This is a genomic window from Mycobacterium conspicuum (assembly GCF_010730195.1).
Lineage (GTDB): Bacteria > Actinomycetota > Actinomycetes > Mycobacteriales > Mycobacteriaceae > Mycobacterium > Mycobacterium conspicuum.
Genome location: NZ_AP022613.1, coordinates 5,083,756 through 5,100,213, shown reverse-complemented (window position 1 = coordinate 5,100,213; position 16,458 = coordinate 5,083,756). Strand labels below are relative to the sequence as shown.

15 protein-coding genes are annotated in these 16,458 nt (G+C 62.0%); 4 read left to right on the top strand and 11 right to left on the bottom strand.

The window, feature by feature from the left end; all coding sequences use genetic code 11:
* Positions 1–15: 15 nt before the first annotated feature.
* From G6N66_RS23300 to G6N66_RS23280, 5 genes are all read right to left on the bottom strand, one after another.
* On the bottom strand, positions 16–1,173 hold the full coding sequence (locus G6N66_RS23300; protein WP_008263933.1) for a tyrosine-type recombinase/integrase: 1,158 nt from the start codon (positions 1,171–1,173) through the stop codon (positions 16–18).
* Complete coding sequence (locus G6N66_RS29765; protein ID WP_008263943.1) at positions 1,174–1,407, bottom strand: helix-turn-helix transcriptional regulator; 234 nt, start codon at positions 1,405–1,407, stop codon at positions 1,174–1,176. It abuts the gene before it with no gap.
* A 10-nt stretch (positions 1,408–1,417) separates the two neighbouring features.
* Complete coding sequence (locus tag G6N66_RS23290) at positions 1,418–2,764, bottom strand: hypothetical protein (RefSeq protein ID WP_020821580.1); 1,347 nt, start codon at positions 2,762–2,764, stop codon at positions 1,418–1,420.
* Positions 2,761–3,183, bottom strand: a complete 423-nt coding sequence (locus G6N66_RS23285) for a hypothetical protein (RefSeq protein ID WP_008263947.1) — start codon at positions 3,181–3,183, stop codon at positions 2,761–2,763. Before G6N66_RS23285 ends, G6N66_RS23290 begins: the two co-directional genes overlap by 4 nt.
* 99 nt (positions 3,184–3,282) lie before the next feature.
* A complete protein-coding gene (locus G6N66_RS23280; protein ID WP_020821582.1) occupies positions 3,283–4,077 on the bottom strand; it encodes a GntR family transcriptional regulator in 795 nt (264 codons plus the stop codon).
* Between the two features lie 79 nt (positions 4,078–4,156).
* On the opposite strand from G6N66_RS23280, the gene G6N66_RS23275 reads away from it, so the two are divergent.
* Positions 4,157–4,588 (top strand): NUDIX hydrolase, encoded by a 432-nt coding sequence (locus G6N66_RS23275; protein ID WP_008263949.1) that lies wholly within the window; start codon positions 4,157–4,159, stop codon positions 4,586–4,588.
* A 7-nt stretch (positions 4,589–4,595) separates the two neighbouring features.
* On the opposite strand, the gene G6N66_RS23270 is transcribed toward G6N66_RS23275, so the two are convergent.
* The gene (locus G6N66_RS23270; RefSeq protein ID WP_224097130.1) at positions 4,596–6,164 is read right to left on the bottom strand and encodes a hypothetical protein; all 1,569 of its coding nucleotides are present in this window, start codon (positions 6,162–6,164) and stop codon (positions 4,596–4,598) included.
* 264 nt (positions 6,165–6,428) lie between these two features.
* Between G6N66_RS23270 and G6N66_RS23265 the strand changes: the two genes are divergently transcribed.
* Positions 6,429–6,875: a DUF6188 family protein gene (locus tag G6N66_RS23265; RefSeq protein ID WP_014710938.1), complete on the top strand. Its 447-nt coding sequence runs from the start codon at positions 6,429–6,431 to the stop codon at positions 6,873–6,875.
* Between the two features lie 28 nt (positions 6,876–6,903).
* On the opposite strand, the gene G6N66_RS23260 is transcribed toward G6N66_RS23265, so the two are convergent.
* Complete coding sequence (locus G6N66_RS23260; RefSeq protein WP_014710939.1) at positions 6,904–7,800, bottom strand: alpha/beta fold hydrolase; 897 nt, start codon at positions 7,798–7,800, stop codon at positions 6,904–6,906.
* A complete protein-coding gene (locus G6N66_RS23255; RefSeq protein WP_024636820.1) occupies positions 7,797–10,883 on the bottom strand; it encodes an MMPL/RND family transporter in 3,087 nt (1,028 codons plus the stop codon). Before G6N66_RS23255 ends, G6N66_RS23260 begins: the two co-directional genes overlap by 4 nt.
* 796 nt (positions 10,884–11,679) lie before the next feature.
* Between G6N66_RS23255 and G6N66_RS23250 the strand changes: the two genes are divergently transcribed.
* Positions 11,680–12,315 (top strand): TetR/AcrR family transcriptional regulator, encoded by a 636-nt coding sequence (locus G6N66_RS23250; RefSeq protein WP_014710941.1) that lies wholly within the window; start codon positions 11,680–11,682, stop codon positions 12,313–12,315.
* Positions 12,316–12,373: 58 nt separating this feature from the next.
* On the opposite strand, the gene G6N66_RS23245 is transcribed toward G6N66_RS23250, so the two are convergent.
* Positions 12,374–13,567 (bottom strand): cytochrome P450, encoded by a 1,194-nt coding sequence (locus G6N66_RS23245; RefSeq protein WP_014710942.1) that lies wholly within the window; start codon positions 13,565–13,567, stop codon positions 12,374–12,376.
* 83 nt (positions 13,568–13,650) lie between these two features.
* Between G6N66_RS23245 and G6N66_RS23240 the strand changes: the two genes are divergently transcribed.
* Entirely contained in the window at positions 13,651–14,232 is a 582-nt protein-coding gene (locus G6N66_RS23240) for a TetR/AcrR family transcriptional regulator (RefSeq protein ID WP_014710943.1), read from the top strand.
* Between the two features lie 57 nt (positions 14,233–14,289).
* Here G6N66_RS23240 and G6N66_RS23235 read toward each other — a convergent pair whose 3' ends face one another.
* Together G6N66_RS23235 and G6N66_RS23230 are read right to left on the bottom strand one after the other, a co-directional pair.
* Positions 14,290–14,601: a hypothetical protein gene (locus tag G6N66_RS23235; RefSeq protein ID WP_131806047.1), complete on the bottom strand. Its 312-nt coding sequence runs from the start codon at positions 14,599–14,601 to the stop codon at positions 14,290–14,292.
* 59 nt (positions 14,602–14,660) lie between these two features.
* Positions 14,661–16,034: a rolling circle replication-associated protein gene (locus G6N66_RS23230; RefSeq protein ID WP_224097131.1), complete on the bottom strand. Its 1,374-nt coding sequence runs from the start codon at positions 16,032–16,034 to the stop codon at positions 14,661–14,663.
* Between the last annotated feature and the right edge of the window lie 424 nt (positions 16,035–16,458).

The window sequence follows — 16,458 nt, the reverse complement described above, 5'->3', positions numbered from 1 at the left end:
CGCGGTGATGGCACTCTATGGATGGTTCGGTGTGTCCGGTTCCTGTCCGTTCGCCCGGTTTTTGGCGACGTCCTGAAGCCGGTCGAGATTCGTGGCTACGTGGTCGAGTTCGTCTGAATAGAGGTCGCTGTAGATGTTCGCGGTGACGGTCGGCGTCGAGTGCCCCATCGTCTTCTGGACGTAGCGGAGGTCGGCGCCGGAGGCCCGGGCCAGGCTGGCGTAGGTGTGGCGCAGGTCGTGAATCGTCAGCGGCACCAGTCCGGTTTTCTTTAGGGCTTCGTTCCAGTCGGTATGCCGGCGCCAGTTGTTTGATCTGAGGAACCCGCCATTTGGCGAGGTGATTGCATGTTCTGTGGGCGCGCGATTATCGATCCTTGGTTTGAGCGCGTCGATGACGATTTGGGGGAGTGGGACGGTTCGGGCGGCGGCGCGAGTTTTTGGCGGCCCGACGATGATCCGGCCTTCCACTTCTGGCGCGGCCTGGCGGACATAGAGCCGACGCGCAGTTAGGTCGATGTCGCCGACCCGCAGGCCGACGAGTTCGGACCAGCGCAGGCCGGTGAAGGCGAGGATGATCACCACGTCGCCGTGGTCGCCGCATGCGGCTGCCAGGGCGGCGACTTCGGTGGCGGTCAGATAGCGGTGGCGTTCTCGGGTGGGTATCCGCCCGGATGACACCCCGTCAGCCGGGTTGCTGTGGATTCGACCGTCCTCGCGCGCCATGTCGAGAATCGACCGCAGCAGCCGCAGCGTGGCGAGTTTGGCCCAGGGACCGACGGTCATGGAATCGATGAATTGCTGTATATCCTTTCGGCTGATTTCATCAACCGGGACGTGGCCGAAACGCGGACTGATGCGTAGTTCCCAATGCTGGGTGTAGCCGCTCCAGGTCTTGGGCGACACTGCGGGGCGTTTCAACGCGCTGTATTGCGTCCAGACAGCGGCGAGTTTGGCCCGGCCAAGTCGGGGGTCGAAGCGTCTGGCGCCGATCGCCGCTTCGCCATCCCGGTCGGCCTTGAATGCCCGCGCCTCTCGCAAGGTGGCGAACGTCGACGACGTCTCAGCCCATCCCGACGGGGAGTCTGAATCACGCACCAGGTAGCGCACTTGATAGCGCGGCAGACCGGCCGAATTGATCCGCTTTCGGATACCGCGCGGGACCGATCCGGCCACTTAGCGACGCACCTTACGAAGCCATGCGCGGACTTCAGCTGCGTCCCAACGTCTTACGCGATCAGATAGCGTGTAGCAGGGCGGTCCCACGTCTGCGCCGTGTTCGCGCAATGCGCCCCATCGACTCACCGTCGCAGCGGACACGCCAAGCAGCTCGGCCACCTGCTCCGCTGTTAGAAGCTCTGGAAAGGTCGCTGTCGCGGTGGCGCTGGTTTTGATGCCGAGGGTTGTCATGCCGATGTCCTCAGTTCTCTGCTGAACCAGCGCGACTTGAGCTTGTAGGCCCGTATTCTTGTGCGACAGAACGGATTAGCGAATCGGGCCAGAAGTCGGCGCGTACTCGCATCGTTGACCCGTCTTCGGCGATGACGTATCCGGTACCAGGCTCATTTGGGTTGATCCGATGCGCGGGGGCGGCGTCGGCGAGGCCGTCACCCAAGACCATGGCGACTTCGTCGCGTGAGCGCAGCCGCAGTGCGACGGTTTGGGTGAACAACCCGCGCATGGGCAGAATCTCCTTGCGAGGGTCCTGCATGAATGCGGCGACCACGATGCCTACAGCCCTACCCTTTGTCAGGATGCGTGAGAGTGAGCCCGCAACTTGCTTCCTCAGTGCCGCGTCCGTCATGTATGCGGTCAAGCCCGCGAATTCATCGATGAGCAGCACGACGAGCGGTTCGGCGGTGCTCGGTGTGTGCGAACGCGCTCGGCCGGCCATCCTGCGACCGCGGCTGTCTAGTAGCTCCTCCAAGTTGGTCAGCAGTCTCGCGGCGTTGGCCTCGGTCGTCGCAATGCCGCTGAATAGTGCAGACCCGACTGACACTTCGATCCCGTACTTGAGATCCACGGCGAACAGCCGCACGGTTCCCGCCTTGATGGCTGGGCCTAATCCGCCTGCAATGCCCCAAAAAACGGAGCCCTTGCCCGCACCCGAGCACCCAACAGTGAGGGTGTGCAGGCCGGCGACGCGCAGAGTCCATGCCGACCCATTCTCACGCCGGCCGACCTCGACGCCCGTCGGCTCGACGCTGGTTGGGAATGCAGCGGTCTCTGCCTCTGAAAGGCATTGTTTCATAACGAATTCCACGCGAACCGTGCCGGGGCCGATCAGTGTCGAGCGGGCGGAATGCGCCCCGACAGCGTCACGAATTGCGGGGACCGCGTTTTCGAGGTCGTCCACCGTCTGGCCGGTCCGTGTTCGGACTGTCATCCGTAGGCAGTCGCCGAACATGCTCACCCCGAGAAGGCGAGGATGAGTCCAAACTGTCCTCGTCCTGCTCTTGCCCTGTGCGTCCGTGCGTGTGACGTGCTCGGGAGTCGACAACCCGCAGGCCTTGGCAACCCGTGGCCAGGAGATCGATGCCCAGATCAGCCATCGGGCCCGACATGCTGGTGTTGCAACATAACGCCCAAATGTGGCGGGGGAACGCACTCTCCAAACGACGAGCGAAACGGCGACCACGCCGATCACCGCAATGAGCCACATGGCGCCGACCGCCAGCAGGTGCGTGAGGTCAAAGAAGTCGATGCCGGCGTCGGGATCTGGAATCGAATACGGATCGCTAGGTACTACGGGGTCGTACGGACTCATGCTGACACCCGGTCTCCCGCTGAGGACCCCGCCTTGCCGGTGTCCGCAGTCATACCCGAGGCCCGAAACGACCACGCGATGCGGCCGGATTCGCTCGAACGGTCTACGTACGGCAATATGTATAGTTCCTCGAAAATCACTGGTGTGAAGGGCATTCCGGCAGTGTTCGGTGGGCACACAGGCTGCTTGGGCGTTGCGAACTTGACGGTGAGAGTGCGCGCTCGCTTACTAGCTGTCGGGTCGCCGTCGAGGACTTCGACCTGCCACAACGGAGCGCCTGATTCTCGATCAGTCGCCTGGACCTTGTTGTCCTTCGTCGACCGCTCGTAATCGATCACCGCCGTCACGTCGGACACCACAAACGCTTTGCGTGGGAAAACCTGCTGGTGTGACACCTTGAGCCATTTCGGCACAGACATTTGTCGACCTTTCATGAGAACTGCTCTAGACAAGTTGAGGTTACATAGTCGTCTAGAGGAGTGCAACGGTCGACGCCCAGTTGATCGAAGACTTTGGGCTCAGCGGGCCGGGAACTCGTATTCGAGCAGGTAGGCGGAAGCAACTTTCACCGTGTCGCAGACCTCAACCGCCACGTCATTCGCGTCATATGCGGTTCGCAGCACTGTCAATACGGGAACGCCTGGTTCGAGTTCCAGTTGCCGCCGTTCTTCGGGAGTGGGCATTCGGGCTGCGACCTCCTCGGTGAAGTGACCGAGTACGTGGCCATTCTCTTCCAGTCGGGCGTAGATGCCCCCGGGCCCAGTGTCCACCTGCTCGATCCTCGTGCCTTCGGCGAAAGCAGCCGGGATGAAGGAGACCGCCGTTTCAACCGGTCGGCCATTCGCCAGGTAGCGGCGCGATCGCACGACGATGTCATCGTCCGGTGATAATCGAAGTCGTTCCGCTACAAACGAATTCGGCTTCTCGCGGCTCACCGCAATATTGTCGACTTGCGGCGAGTAACCCGATTTCTCGGCCTCGACGGTAAACGCCGCCTTGCCTGCCGCGCGATGCTGTCGCGCGAATCGATCCGACGCGAGCCGGCGGATGGGGGGCGTCGGGCGAATAAACACCCCGCGGCCATGCTGCGAGACGACCAGTCCCTCGGAACGAAGCTCCTGCACAGCTTGTCTTACCGTCATGCGTGCCACACCGAAATGCTCGATAAGTTCCGTCTCAGACGGCAGTCGTTCCCCGGGAGCTAGCCGGTTGGAACGGATCGCTTCTCGCAACATGCCCGCGATCTGCCGATATGGCGGCTTGTCATCGGCTCTGTCGATTTGTCCAAGTTGCAGCACCCGCTGGCCTTCCATCACATGTCTAGACGACTAGTCTAGGAAGCCAGTCAACCCGTGTCTCTTCTGCCGGCATCGAACAAGGAGGACCCCAGAAATGGCAACCTCGCCTAAGCACTCGGTCAGTGTCGCCGGCATCGTAGTGCGTGACGATGATCGCGTTCTCGTGATCAGGCGGGACGACAACGGCCACTGGGAAGCCCCTGGTGGTGTACTCGAACTAGGCGAATCTTTTGAGGACGGTGTTCGGCGCGAAGTCCTTGAGGAAACCGGATTGACGGTGAAGGTAGAACGTCTCACCGGCGTTTACAAGAACCTGACCCATGGGATTGTCGCTCTGGTCTACCGCTGCCATCCGGCCGATGGGGACACTCACCCCACTGCGGAAGCCCGCGAGGTTCGTTGGATGACAAGGGAGGAAGTTCAGTCAGCGATGAATCCTGCATTCGCGGTGCGTGTACTGGACGCGTTCGACGAAGAAACTCATTCGCGGGTCCATGACGGCGTCAACCTCGTGTCGGGCTGCTAGGGGTCCACTACACGCTGTCCGGATGTAATCCGAACAGTGCTTGATAGAACACTGCTCGCTTTGGGGGCGCTGGCTCGACCTCGCCCGGACGAGCCTGCACGCATCCCAGGAACGCACTAGACGACGGCGCATTCGCCGGTTTGTTCCGGACGATAAGTTTCGTGAACGCTTCGATGTACTCGAGCGCCGCTCGGATGAGGGTGAAACCGGTTGTCGCAAGGTCGGCCACCATTGACGAACCGGTAAAGGGCGAAACAGGTTCGGTCTGCCACACTCCCAGCGCGTCGTAGTGGTGCTGAGTCATCTCATTGTCGGCACCGAGGGCTAACTCGGGAATCACACTGAGATTCAGCGCCACGTTCATCGTGTTGCCGTAGCTGCGGCCAGGGTGGGTGTCGACGGCAAGAACGCCATCGTGGATGTGATTCCTCAACTGCTTGCAGAGCCACGCATACACCCGCAGGCGCGTCACGTCACCCAAAAGTGACTGGTCGTACTGCGTTCGCACTTCCTTGTCGATGAAGGTCCGCGAGTCGAGTGATCCCCGAGCCTTTTTCCGATCAACTGACGGGTCGACCATCGCTTGGTAAGCACGCCCGAAAATATCGAAAACTGCTGCAAGATAGAGTAATTCACGGTCAAAAGCTTCAGCGGTAGCCTCGGCAACATCTTCGTTCCGCTTCCCGTCCAGCGGGTTCGACAGCGCGGCCAGCAGATCGTCGAACGCGCGCGCTGCACGTCTCAGGCGGATGCGAACCGACGTGAATGCCTCTGCGGCCTCAGGTCCACCTTTAGCGGCAGCCGCAAACATTGAAGCGGCATCGAAGTATGGCAATCCGCTGACCGTGCCCCAGTCGTAAAGATTGACGATGGTCGCAGTCGACTCCGTCGTCTCCCAGCTTCCGCCACCCACCAACATGCCGCGCTCGACCGTCACAACCGGATTGCTAGTCACCCGCAAGTAGTGACCGATGAGTGGTACAGCCGCGTCGGGTGTCACGCTGACGACCACATCGTTGTCGGCGACATCTGTTCGTCCCGCAGTGGGGGCGGTGGTGACGATGGCATCGATGCCAACAGCCCCGGCGGCGGCAGCATAGGCAGCTGCACGATGTCGCTGATCGAGCGTCAACGGGGGGAGGCCGTCCGGCGCATCGTGCTCATCGAGCTGCTGGTACGCGGCGAAGAACCGAGCCTTGGACCAGGCACGGTAGCTCTCGCCACGAGCGGTGCTGACGGAGAACTCGGCCGCGTCGCAGAACTTGCCTGCGTCAGCTACGTTCGTGAAATTGACGGTGTGGCAAGGCGGTTCATCGAGCAACTCGGTCCACCCGCTCGGAGCTTCCGTTGCCGCCGGGATCAATAGGTGCACCTCGATCTCGTCGCGCGTCAGGAACCCGGTGATGTAGCCCTCCTCCGGCGGCTCCGCGATGGTCCCGACATCAATGCCCAGCCGCACCGGGCGCGTTGCCGGCCTCAATGGGTACAGAGGCTCCAACTTCGAGTCTCTCGTCGGCGGCCGAACGTAGCGCATGAAGCGCCAGTTGGGCCGGCCGGATGGGATGGTGATCGCCATATTGGGATGGTCGCACTTGGGGATGACAACTCAGATCGGTCCGTAGTGTTCGCATTCCGACGACTGCATGCATACGGCAGGTCAACCGACCGCAGCCACACCAGAGCCGCACGGCAGGGGAGGCGCGCGAGCGCATTGATCGAGGTTTGCAGCGCATTCTTGATGCATGGAACGCCCGCGATAGCGCATAGGAATACTAATAGTATCGTTGCGCTACTATCGGTAGCATAGATGGGACTCACCGACGCGTCGAAGGGGGCGGTTATGCACACGCAATGGATTGAGCAATGCACCGTTCAGCGAGTCTCGCTGCACGAAGGGCTCATACTCGACCTCGACGGTTACAACGAATTGGTGATTTCCCGACCGCTGCGACTGACCCTCCCGCCGGCAGGAGCCTGGCCGTCGGATGAAGTGTTGATCGACCCCATCAACCTTTCGCCCGAGGAGCGGCCACTGTTGGACCTTGCCGGAGCGATCTGCACGCGCGCCTGGTGCGACGACGACGGGGCCTTACATCTCTGTTTCTCCCCCGGCCACCGCATCGACGTCGACCCGGATGTAGCGGCGACCTCGTGGGAACTCTATGGCAAGTGTCACGGATACGTGGCGTGTCTGCCGCGAGGTCGCGTCCGAGCGATTCGGCACGACCTTCCTGTCGACGAGAATGACTCAGACGCAACACAACCCAAAGCCATGGCACATCAGTAGCCCGGGTGGCTGAAGACTCGCTGGATGCTTATGTCAGGGTCCTCATGGCGCGGTCGAGGAAGTCGGTAACCGCGGCGGTGAACGCGTCGTTGTTGTCGCCGGCAACCATGTGACCGGTGCCGGTGACGTCCGTCGTTTCGGCGTGCCTGACGAGCTGGCGGAATTCGCTGACGGTTTCCTGGGAGACTACGTCTGAAAGTGCCCCGCGTACCAACAGCGTTGGGGCCGTGATTCGACGTGCTCCTTCGGCGAGGAATCCGCTGATGGCGTCGAACTCCTCGCTGCCCGTCATGAGATTGCCTTGGAGGACATCGAAGTTGGAGCTGATGAAGGCCGGGTCCCAGCGCCAGATCCATCGGCCATCGCTACGTTGGCGCAGAACCTTGTGCAGGCCGTCGAGATTTTCGGGTCGCGCGCGGCGTGGGTTGTATTCGGCGATGACATCGGCGGCATCATTGAGCGTGCCGAATCCGTCGGGGTGTCCGGCCATGAATGACAGGATGCGACGGGCCCCATGAAATTCCATTCGCGGGGTGATGTCGACCAGGACAACGGCTGCCCAGAGGTCGGGTGGGGCCAGCAGATGGGTAGCGAGGATGATCAGCCCACCCAGCGACGCGCCGACGACGGCGGGGGGACTGTCGGCGCTGACGTGTCCTCGTACCGAGATCAGATCGGACACAAACCGTTCGATGTCATATTGTCCGCTCGGGTCCCAGTCGCTGTCGCCGTGACCTCGTGTGTCGTAGGCGACGACGGTGTAGCCGTGGGAATAGAGTCGACGGGCGGTGGTGGCCCACGCGTGACGGTTCTGGCCGCCGCCATGGAGCAGCAACACGACGGGGTGAGTCGCGGCGTGCCGGTAGCAATCGGCCACGAGAGTGATCCCGTCGCTGGTGCGGATGCGCTCTCGGCCAATTGTCATGTGGTCCGGTGTGGTCGGCCGTTGTGAGTCGAGGATTTCCGTTGCGGCCACCAGCTGGCCTCGCGCAGGAGCGTAGCGATCGCGGGCACCGTGAGGGTGCGAACGACGAAGGTGTCGAGTAGTAGGCCGCAGCCGACGATGAATCCGACTTGGATCATGATTCCGACAGAGCCGACCATCAGGCCGAACATACTCGCGGCGAAGATGAGCCCGGCTGAGGTGATGACTGAACCGGTGTTTGCGACCGTGCGTAGCACGCCGACGCGAATGTTGTGAGCGGATTCTTCGCGTAACCGCGAGATCAGCAGCATGTTGTAGTCGGCGCCGACGGCGACCAGGATGATGAACGCCACAAGCGGTACGGGCCAGGCGATTTCCTTACCCAGGCCGTATTGGAAGACGAGCGTCCCAATGCCCAGTGCCGCGCCATAGTTGAGTACGACCGTACCGAGGAGGTAGAGCGGGGCCAGCAAGGCACGCAGGAGAAGGACAAGGATCACTCCGACGATGACGAGCGTGGCGATCGCCAGCAGATGAAAGTCGGCCGACAGCAGGCGCTGAATATCGGAGTTGACGGCGGGGAAACCGGCCATCGATATCGTGGCGTTGGCCAGGGAGGTGTTCGGGCGTGCGGCCCCGGCAACTTCGGTGATTTTCTGAGCGAGATCCATCGCTTGGCTGCTGTAGGGGTTGTAGCTCGATTCGATCGCGAAGCGGGCGGTCTTGCCATCGGCCGACATAAAATGTTTTGCCACATCGGCGAACTGGCGATTCTCGAAGGTGTTGGCGGGCAGGTAAAAGCCGCTGGCGTTGTCCGAACCGGCGCTGGACCGCGCGGAATTTTGTAATTGGGTGGCGACCTGACTCATGCCGGACAACATTTCGATGTTGCTGTCGGCAAGGGTGTGCACGCCGGTGGCCAGGGCTTGTGCACCCGACGCGAGCTGGCTGATGCCGTTTTGGAGGCGGCGGATATTGCCGGCCATGTCGGCGGGATCGCCGAGTGCTCCGAAAGCCTTGTTCAGCGAGGTGACCGTGCTCTGCAGATCTGCTACGGTGCCCGCCGCATTGTCGCTGCCCGGCTGGTACATGTCGCCCAGGTTGGCGAGCTGGCTGAAAAAGCCGCCATCGCGCAAGGTCACCAGAATCTGCACCTGATCGCGGATCTGGGCACACTCGGGTGTGGTGGCACACCACGGGGAGGTGTTGAGCGCACCAACCAGCGGATCGATCGTGGCGATCGCGTTTTGGGCTTGTTGAGCTTCTTGACGCAGTCCCGGCCCGGTTCGGATCGCTTGATCGATGGTTGGTGTGGTAGCCGAAAGTTGCTGCAGCAGAGGGCGAAAGTGTTGAAATTGCGATCCGCTGGACTGGGCTTGGGTAAGGACCGCGGTCAGCGGTGTCAATGCCGTGCGCAGGGTGGTGTCAAGTTGCGCCAGGCCGCCGGCGAGTTGGTCGGCGCCACTGGTGAGTTTGGCCAGGTCGTCCTTATGGGCGTCTCCCTTGGCGACCGCGCCGGCCATCTTGTTGCCGATCTGGCCGTTTTGCCACGAGAGCTGTGCCTGATCGAGGCGTGCACCGGTGGGCCGAGTGACACCGGAAACCTTGGTGACGCCCGGCAATTGCGACACTCGAGACGCCATTTCATCTAGGTCGGCTAGGCCTTTACTGGTGCGCATATCTGTGGGTGATTCGACGACCATGAACTGTGTGATGACGATATCTTTGCGGAAATGCCTATCCAGCAAGCGATAGCCCTCATTGCTGGTGGTCGTCGCCGGCTGTCCTTGCCGATCGTCGTAGCTGATGTGCATAGTCAGCGCGACAGCCGCGAGGCCTAATACAAGTGCCAGGCTGGCGGCCAGCAGTGGGGCGGGTCGGCGGACCACGGCCACGGCGATCCAGTTCCAGTATCGGCGCGTGCGGTCAGCTTTGGGTTCGCCAATGCCATGTTTCGCGGCAAGCGCCAATACCGGAGGAAACAACGTTACTGTAGCTGCGACTCCGACAAAGACAGCGATCGCGCACGCCGGGCCTAATGCGCTAAATACGCTCAGCTTCGCAAAGACCAAGGATAGAAACGCAAACGCCACAGTCGCGGCGGAAGCCATGATCACCCGCCCGATGGTGGCGGTTGCGTTAATCACAGCCAGGTCAGCCGAAATCATCTGGCGGCGCTGCTCGTGATACCGGCTGATCAGAAACACGGAATAATCGGTGCCGGCACCCAACAAGATGGCAGTCATGAACGCAATCGTGAATTGCGACACCGGCATTCCTGATTCGCCCAGCGCCGAGAGCACCCCGCGCCCGACCGCCAGGCTCACACCGATCACGAGCAATGGCAGCAACGCGGTAACTAGTGACCGATAGATGACCAGCAAAATCACCGCGATCAGACCGGCTGTCACGATGGAGATGCCAATCAAATCCTGCTCAGCCGAATCGATTAGATCGCTGAATGTCGCGGGAGGTCCGGTTACACGAACGATCGTGGACGTACCGCTAAACGACTCGGCGACAATAGCGCGCACCGCCCGAACGGATTCCGCCGCTCTAGGATCGCCGAGCGTGCCAGCTACCCCGACCGGCACATACCACGCCTTGCCATCCTGGCTCATCGCCTGACCCGCAGTAACGGGGTCGGCTAACAGATCCTGAACCAGTCGCACGTGCTGGGAGTCGGCACGCAACCGCGAAACCATCGTTTTGTAGCGCTGACGCACCGGCGCAGTCAGGCCCGTCGGGTCCTCGAATGCAACAAAGACGGTGGTCTTGGACCCCTGCTCGCCGAATGCCGTGCCCATCCGGTCAACCGTCTGCAGCGATGGAGCATCAGGGGGGACCAGATTCACCGACTGCTGTTTCACAACGGTTTCCAGCTGGGGGAACAGCATCGCCAGGACGCCGGCGGTCACCACCCACGCCCCGATGACCAGCACCTTATGTCGGATGCTGAACCCCGCCAGGCGAGCTAGTCGATCACTGTATGCGCCCTCGCCCGCCGCGACCTTGCGAAGTTGCTCCCGAACTGGGCGACTCAGCGTCGCCACCCCCGAGGAAACCCACCCGTTGTCCGCCATCCCCCACCTCCGTTATCCCAAAAGAAACTAACGGTGTCGGAACAGTACCGCTAGTACCCTTTCGCTTCGTCGCCGAAACCGCGACAGGCGTGCACCCGTCGACCGCTACCGCACTACTCACCTGGATTGGCCCGAGAGCACCCCGCAGGCGACGGACCAGCATTTCGCGCCTGGCGCGACGTGCCCCTCGGCGCGCAGGTTGATTGACCGTGACGACGCACCGTCGCCGAAATTCTGAAAGGTTCATGAACGCCGCAGACGAAAAGCCAGCCGGGAAGTTAGCCTGGTGGGATCGTCGTGCACGTGGTTGTACATTTCCCGGTTCATCAAATTGTCGTCCAGGTATGAGCAGTAGCGAGGCGGGTAATGCCGAGGACGAACGCGGTCTTGGTCCGGCGGCGTTCGGTGGATGTCACTGGTAATGGTGCGGCCGCTGAGCCTGAAACCGCGAGCCGCACTCATCCACACTTGGGTCCTGGTTAGCGCAAGCAGCGCATTCATCGCAGAACGCCATCCTCGGCGTGTGCGAGTCCCTGCCGCACAAGTTGGGAGGGTTCGTGGGATGGCCTCATGAACCGACATGCCAGCCGTGCATTGGTGGCCTTTTGGACCACGGGTTGTTCGAGCCGTTGCCTGATCACGAATCCCCCTACTACGCACAAACCCCTACGAATAACTGTACTATTGGTAGCGCTATGCTACCAACAGTAGCGTTAGTTGGGTAGTGGCTGGATCAATCGCCAATGCAGATGCGATTCGGTGCGGGCCAGGTATGCGTAGGGTTTACGGTGACCATATGGAGCGCGACGGTTTTGACATGCCGGTCGACGACGATGTCGATCCGCGCCTGGTGCGCTCCCGGACCCGGCTATTAGATGCAGCCACCAAACTCCTCAGCGCCGGCGGGATTGAAGCCGTCACCATAGACGCGGTCACCAAGGCCTCTAAAGTTGCGCGCACGACCCTCTATCGCCACTTCAGCAGCTCCACTCAACTACTGGCCGCCACATTTGAACGGCTGCTGCCGCAGGTTCACCTTCCGCCGGCGACGGGATCGTTGCGCGACCAACTCATCGAACTGTTGAGCCGACAGGCCACGCTGTTCCAGGAGGCGCCGCTGCACGTCACCACACTGGCTTGGGTCGCGCTTGGCCCAACATCAAACAGCACTCAGGAGACCTACGATCGGCACGCGCTGCGGACCCGGATCATCGAGCAGTATCGCCAGCCGTTCGATCTACTTTTGCAAAGCCCCGAAGCCTGCGCCGACCTCGATGAATTCGACCCCGAGCTGATCCTGTGCCAACTCGTGGGGCCGGTCGCCTTCGCGCGCCTCACCGGGCTGCGTGCCATCGATCGTCAAGACTGTGAGCGCATCGTCGATGACTTCCTCGCCGCGCACCGCCGCAAGGTCGACGAGCCCGCATCGTAGTGATCCCGCTCCGCGGGAATGGCGCCGCCCCAGCCGCTCTGCCTGACGCGCAGTTCGGCTAATTTGCCGACCACGAGATAGGCAAAGACATATAGCCCCGGATGAGGCCCGACCGCAGGCGCTGCGCGTTCTCTAGGTCGACTTCCCAGTTGGGCACTCGGGCCAGCAGGGCGCGCAACGCTATCCGGGCCTCCATCCGCGCTAATGACGCACCGAGACAGAAGTGGATACCTCGGCCGAACGCCACTTGATGTTCGGGTTTGCGCCCGATATCGAACACGTCGGGATCAGCAAACACTCGTTCGTCACGGTTAGCCGAGCCGAACAACAGCAGCACTGAATCACCGACGGACATCGTGACGCCATGCAGCGTGACGTCGCGGGTCAGAGTTCGTGAAAGTCCTTGCACCGGTGAGTCATACCGGAGGAGCTCCTCAACTGCGGGACCAAGCAAGTTGTCATCGGCGACTAGTCGTCGGCGAATGTCGGGATCGCTCGCAAGCACTACTGCGGCGTTGCTGAGCAGGTTCGAGGTGGTCTCATGGCCTGCGATGAGCAGCAACAGGCAAAAGCCAAGGAGGTCCTCGTCAGTAAGACGCTTTCCGTCGATCTCGGCGGACACCAAGGCCGACATCAAGTCGCCGCGCGGTTCGCGTCGACGCTCGGCGAGGAAGTCGGTGAAGTAGGCATAGACGGCCGCAGCCGCGGCCAGCCCCTCGCCCATCTCACCGCGCGCCGGATTGGACTGGACCATCGTGGTTGACCACTGCCGAAACTGTGCGCGGTCCTCGCGAGGAATGCCGAGCAAATCAGCGATCACCATGGCCGGCAGGACGGCGGCAAAGTCGGCGGCAAAGTCAACCGACCCTGCGCCCCGGTCAAGGCAATCTGATAAATCCTCCGCCAGGTCCTCAATCCCACTACTTAACGCCGCGATGCGCCGCGGGGTGAACGCCTTGCTTACCAACGCGCGCAGCTGATCGTGTCGCGGGGGATCCATCAAAATCATCATGGGCAAGAACGATGCGTGGAAATCTGAGCCCGGTGGAGTTGGAAATATGCCGTCCACGGATGAGTAGGTGTGATGGTCAAGCAGCGCGCTGACGACATCTTCGTGGCGACTGAAAACCCACGTGTTGGAATCGGCTGCGCGATACAGCGGGGCTTTGTCGCGCAGCTGCCGGTAGATGGGGTAGAGATCGTCCTGAATCGTCGCATCGAACGGGTCGTAGCGAAGTTGCACCGTCGTCATCTGAGCTCCTACCGCTGTGAATCTAATTATACGGCTGTCTAATCCAGTAGTTTAGACTGTAAGTCCAACCGAGAGGAGCGTCAATGCGCGAGGTTCCGCGAAAAATTGCCGACCGCCTGCCGCCGGCGGCGGCACTTTTCGCAGACCGCGGGCTCAACGACACCAAGATCGAAGACGTCGCCGCCACCACCGGCATCGCCAAGGCCACCCTTTACTACTACTTCGCCGGCAAAGAGGAAATACTCGCCTTCCTCCTCGAAGACGTCCTACAGCAAGTCGCGCACGAGGTCGCCGCAGTCGTGGAGGCAGAAGGCTCCGCCGCTCAGCGCCTGCACGCAGTCATCAGTGCCCAGCTGCGCGTGATGGCACAGAGACCCGCCGTCTGCCGCGCTCTCATCGGGGAACTGGGCCGCGCCGCCCGCATGCCCGTCATCGCCGACATGATCAGCGCCGCATACTTCGCACCCGTCGAGACGTTACTTCGCGCTGGCGCCGGCGACGGCTCACTCGTGACCCTCGACAACCCAGCAGTTGCCGCGATCGCGCTATTCGGTGCCGTCACGACCAGCGCACTGACCTACCTAGTGCTTGACGATGCGCTCGACGAAGATCGAATTGCCAGAACAATTCACGACCTCGTTTTTGTCGGTTTACGACCGCGCTAGCCGTCCCCCGCACCGCGTGGACGGTAGTGCGCAGCTGAGCATGGCCCGCGACTCGGACTATCCGGAGCATCCAGGCGACGCGGGGTCGTCGGAGTGAGCTACAGACAGCGCGTGACGCAGCGGATGAAGTACGGCTGGCCCACCCGTATGCACCGCCAGCCGCAGCTGCTCAATGACTGTGTGCACCTGACGTCGCTCTTCAGTGTCGGAAAGTCCGAATTCATAAAGCTCCCAACGATATTTATGATCCTCCAGCCGCAGGAGTAGCTCGTTGATCACGTTGTCCAGGTCCATCTGCTCAGCGGCCAATTCCTGATGATTCCTCGGCCGCTCACCATCCGGCAGGCGCGGCGACAGTTCGATGGTCACGTGCTAAGCGTATGTAGCCGGTTGCTGCAATGCGACGGTCAGAGGTGAATTGCGTTAGATCACTTACGGCCCGCGAGTTGTTCGTCGCGCACCGCCTTCGCCCGATCCGCCGATAACGCTGCCGCGAGCTGGGATGCGAACGCTGGTCCGTCGTTCACAAGGGCGTAGCCACCCGCGAAGCCGCCTTGGCGGCAGAGAAGTCGCCTCCGACAGACGTTGCGGTGGCGTACTTTGCCAGTCTTGGAGTTTGTTCGTTGAACTGCGACGCGGGTCATTCGCGGAACGAGTGCGGTGGGGAAGCAGTGGGTGCAATCGCTATGAATGGCCTGTGAGCGAGACCACCGACGGATGATCCTTCGGGCCGTCAGGTATGCGTCCTGGGCGATCTCAACGACTGCGGTTGCTCGTTCCAACCCGTGGACCCCCCAAAAGCGACCCGGTCCGCGGCCCGGCCGCCGCCAGGCCTCCGGAACGATGTGCTGGTATTCCTTGTCGCCCAATCTATTCGGTGATGAGTGCTTCGTGAAGTAGATCGCCAAGCGTTTGGGGTCGCAAGCACGCAATCCGTTGAGGCTGTCGATAGCCGTACCGGCGCGCAAGTGGCGTGTGCGTTGTTCAGGGTCGGGATGGGCGACGACTTCCGCCCATTCCTGCGACAACCATTCGCTGAACCTACGGCCTGATCGACCGACGGTATACGGGGGAGCCATCCATAGGTGAATGTGTGGTGCGCCGCGGCGTTGAAATTCCATCTTCCAGATGTAGCGCGCTGGTTCACCCCATTCGCGCTGAAATCGTTTGCGCCACAGCATCATATGTCGCTTTACGCTGGCTCCATCGGGTGCGACCGATTCCCAGTCGCCGGGGTAGGTCAGCGTGACCATCGCGGGTACCCGTCCGCTTTCCACCATCGGCGTGTAGTCCAGCTCGGCGAAGGTGCGGCACATCGCCGCACGCGACTTGCGGGACCATTCGGTGATCGCACGGCCCGACGGGTCAGGCACATCACGACCGGCCTTTATGCGGTCTACCTCGCCCGCTACGTCCTGCATGTGCTGGCCCACGGTCCGCTCAGATGCCTTCTCCGCGCGAACGGGATTGGTCCAGCCGAGACGGACGACGCCCGGGCCGATCGTGATCCGGAATCGCCCGCACTCAGGTTCGACATCCAGCCGGTCCCGTCCATGCGCCCATGGTTCGGCCGGTTCGAACAGCGCCGCTGCCGAGGCCACCATGTTGGGCCTCGGGAACCGCAGCCCCAAGGCATCCGAGGCCGACAGTTCCGCATCAACAATGCCGTCGACGGTGTCGCGGACACTTTTGGCGCATATAACAAGCCCGTTGGTCCCAGCCGGAACACGGTCTACGCCGCTCCCGCCGTCCGACCGACCGCTACCGCTCTCGCGCCCTGCGGCCTTGCCGGCCTCGGGCACTCGCGGTCTACCGGCGTCCGCCGCTCCGTCCGTGTTCCGGCTGGCCGTTCGGGTTGTGTCCGGCCGAAGGGTGAGTCGCTCCGCAATCGAGCTCGTTGAATGCGCGCTCGACCTCGTGATGCCGGGCATCGGGTACCTGCTCCCCGGGAGCCCCCAGCGCGCATCACTGAGTGACGGGCGATGAAGGGTCCCTTGTCGGGAGTGCTGTCACCGTGTCCGGTCTGTGTCCGATCGCCGGACGAGCAGCCTGCGTCAGACGCGCTCAGCGCGGCGTATTTGACGTATGGGAGTCATTAAACCGCAGGCCAGCGGCCGTTCCATCCACCTGAAAAGCGGAAGGTCGCCGGTTCGATCCCGGCCCTGGCCACCCACGACTGGCGGGCTGCACCGCTCTGCGGTCGGGCTGCCCCGGCTGCTGCCGCCA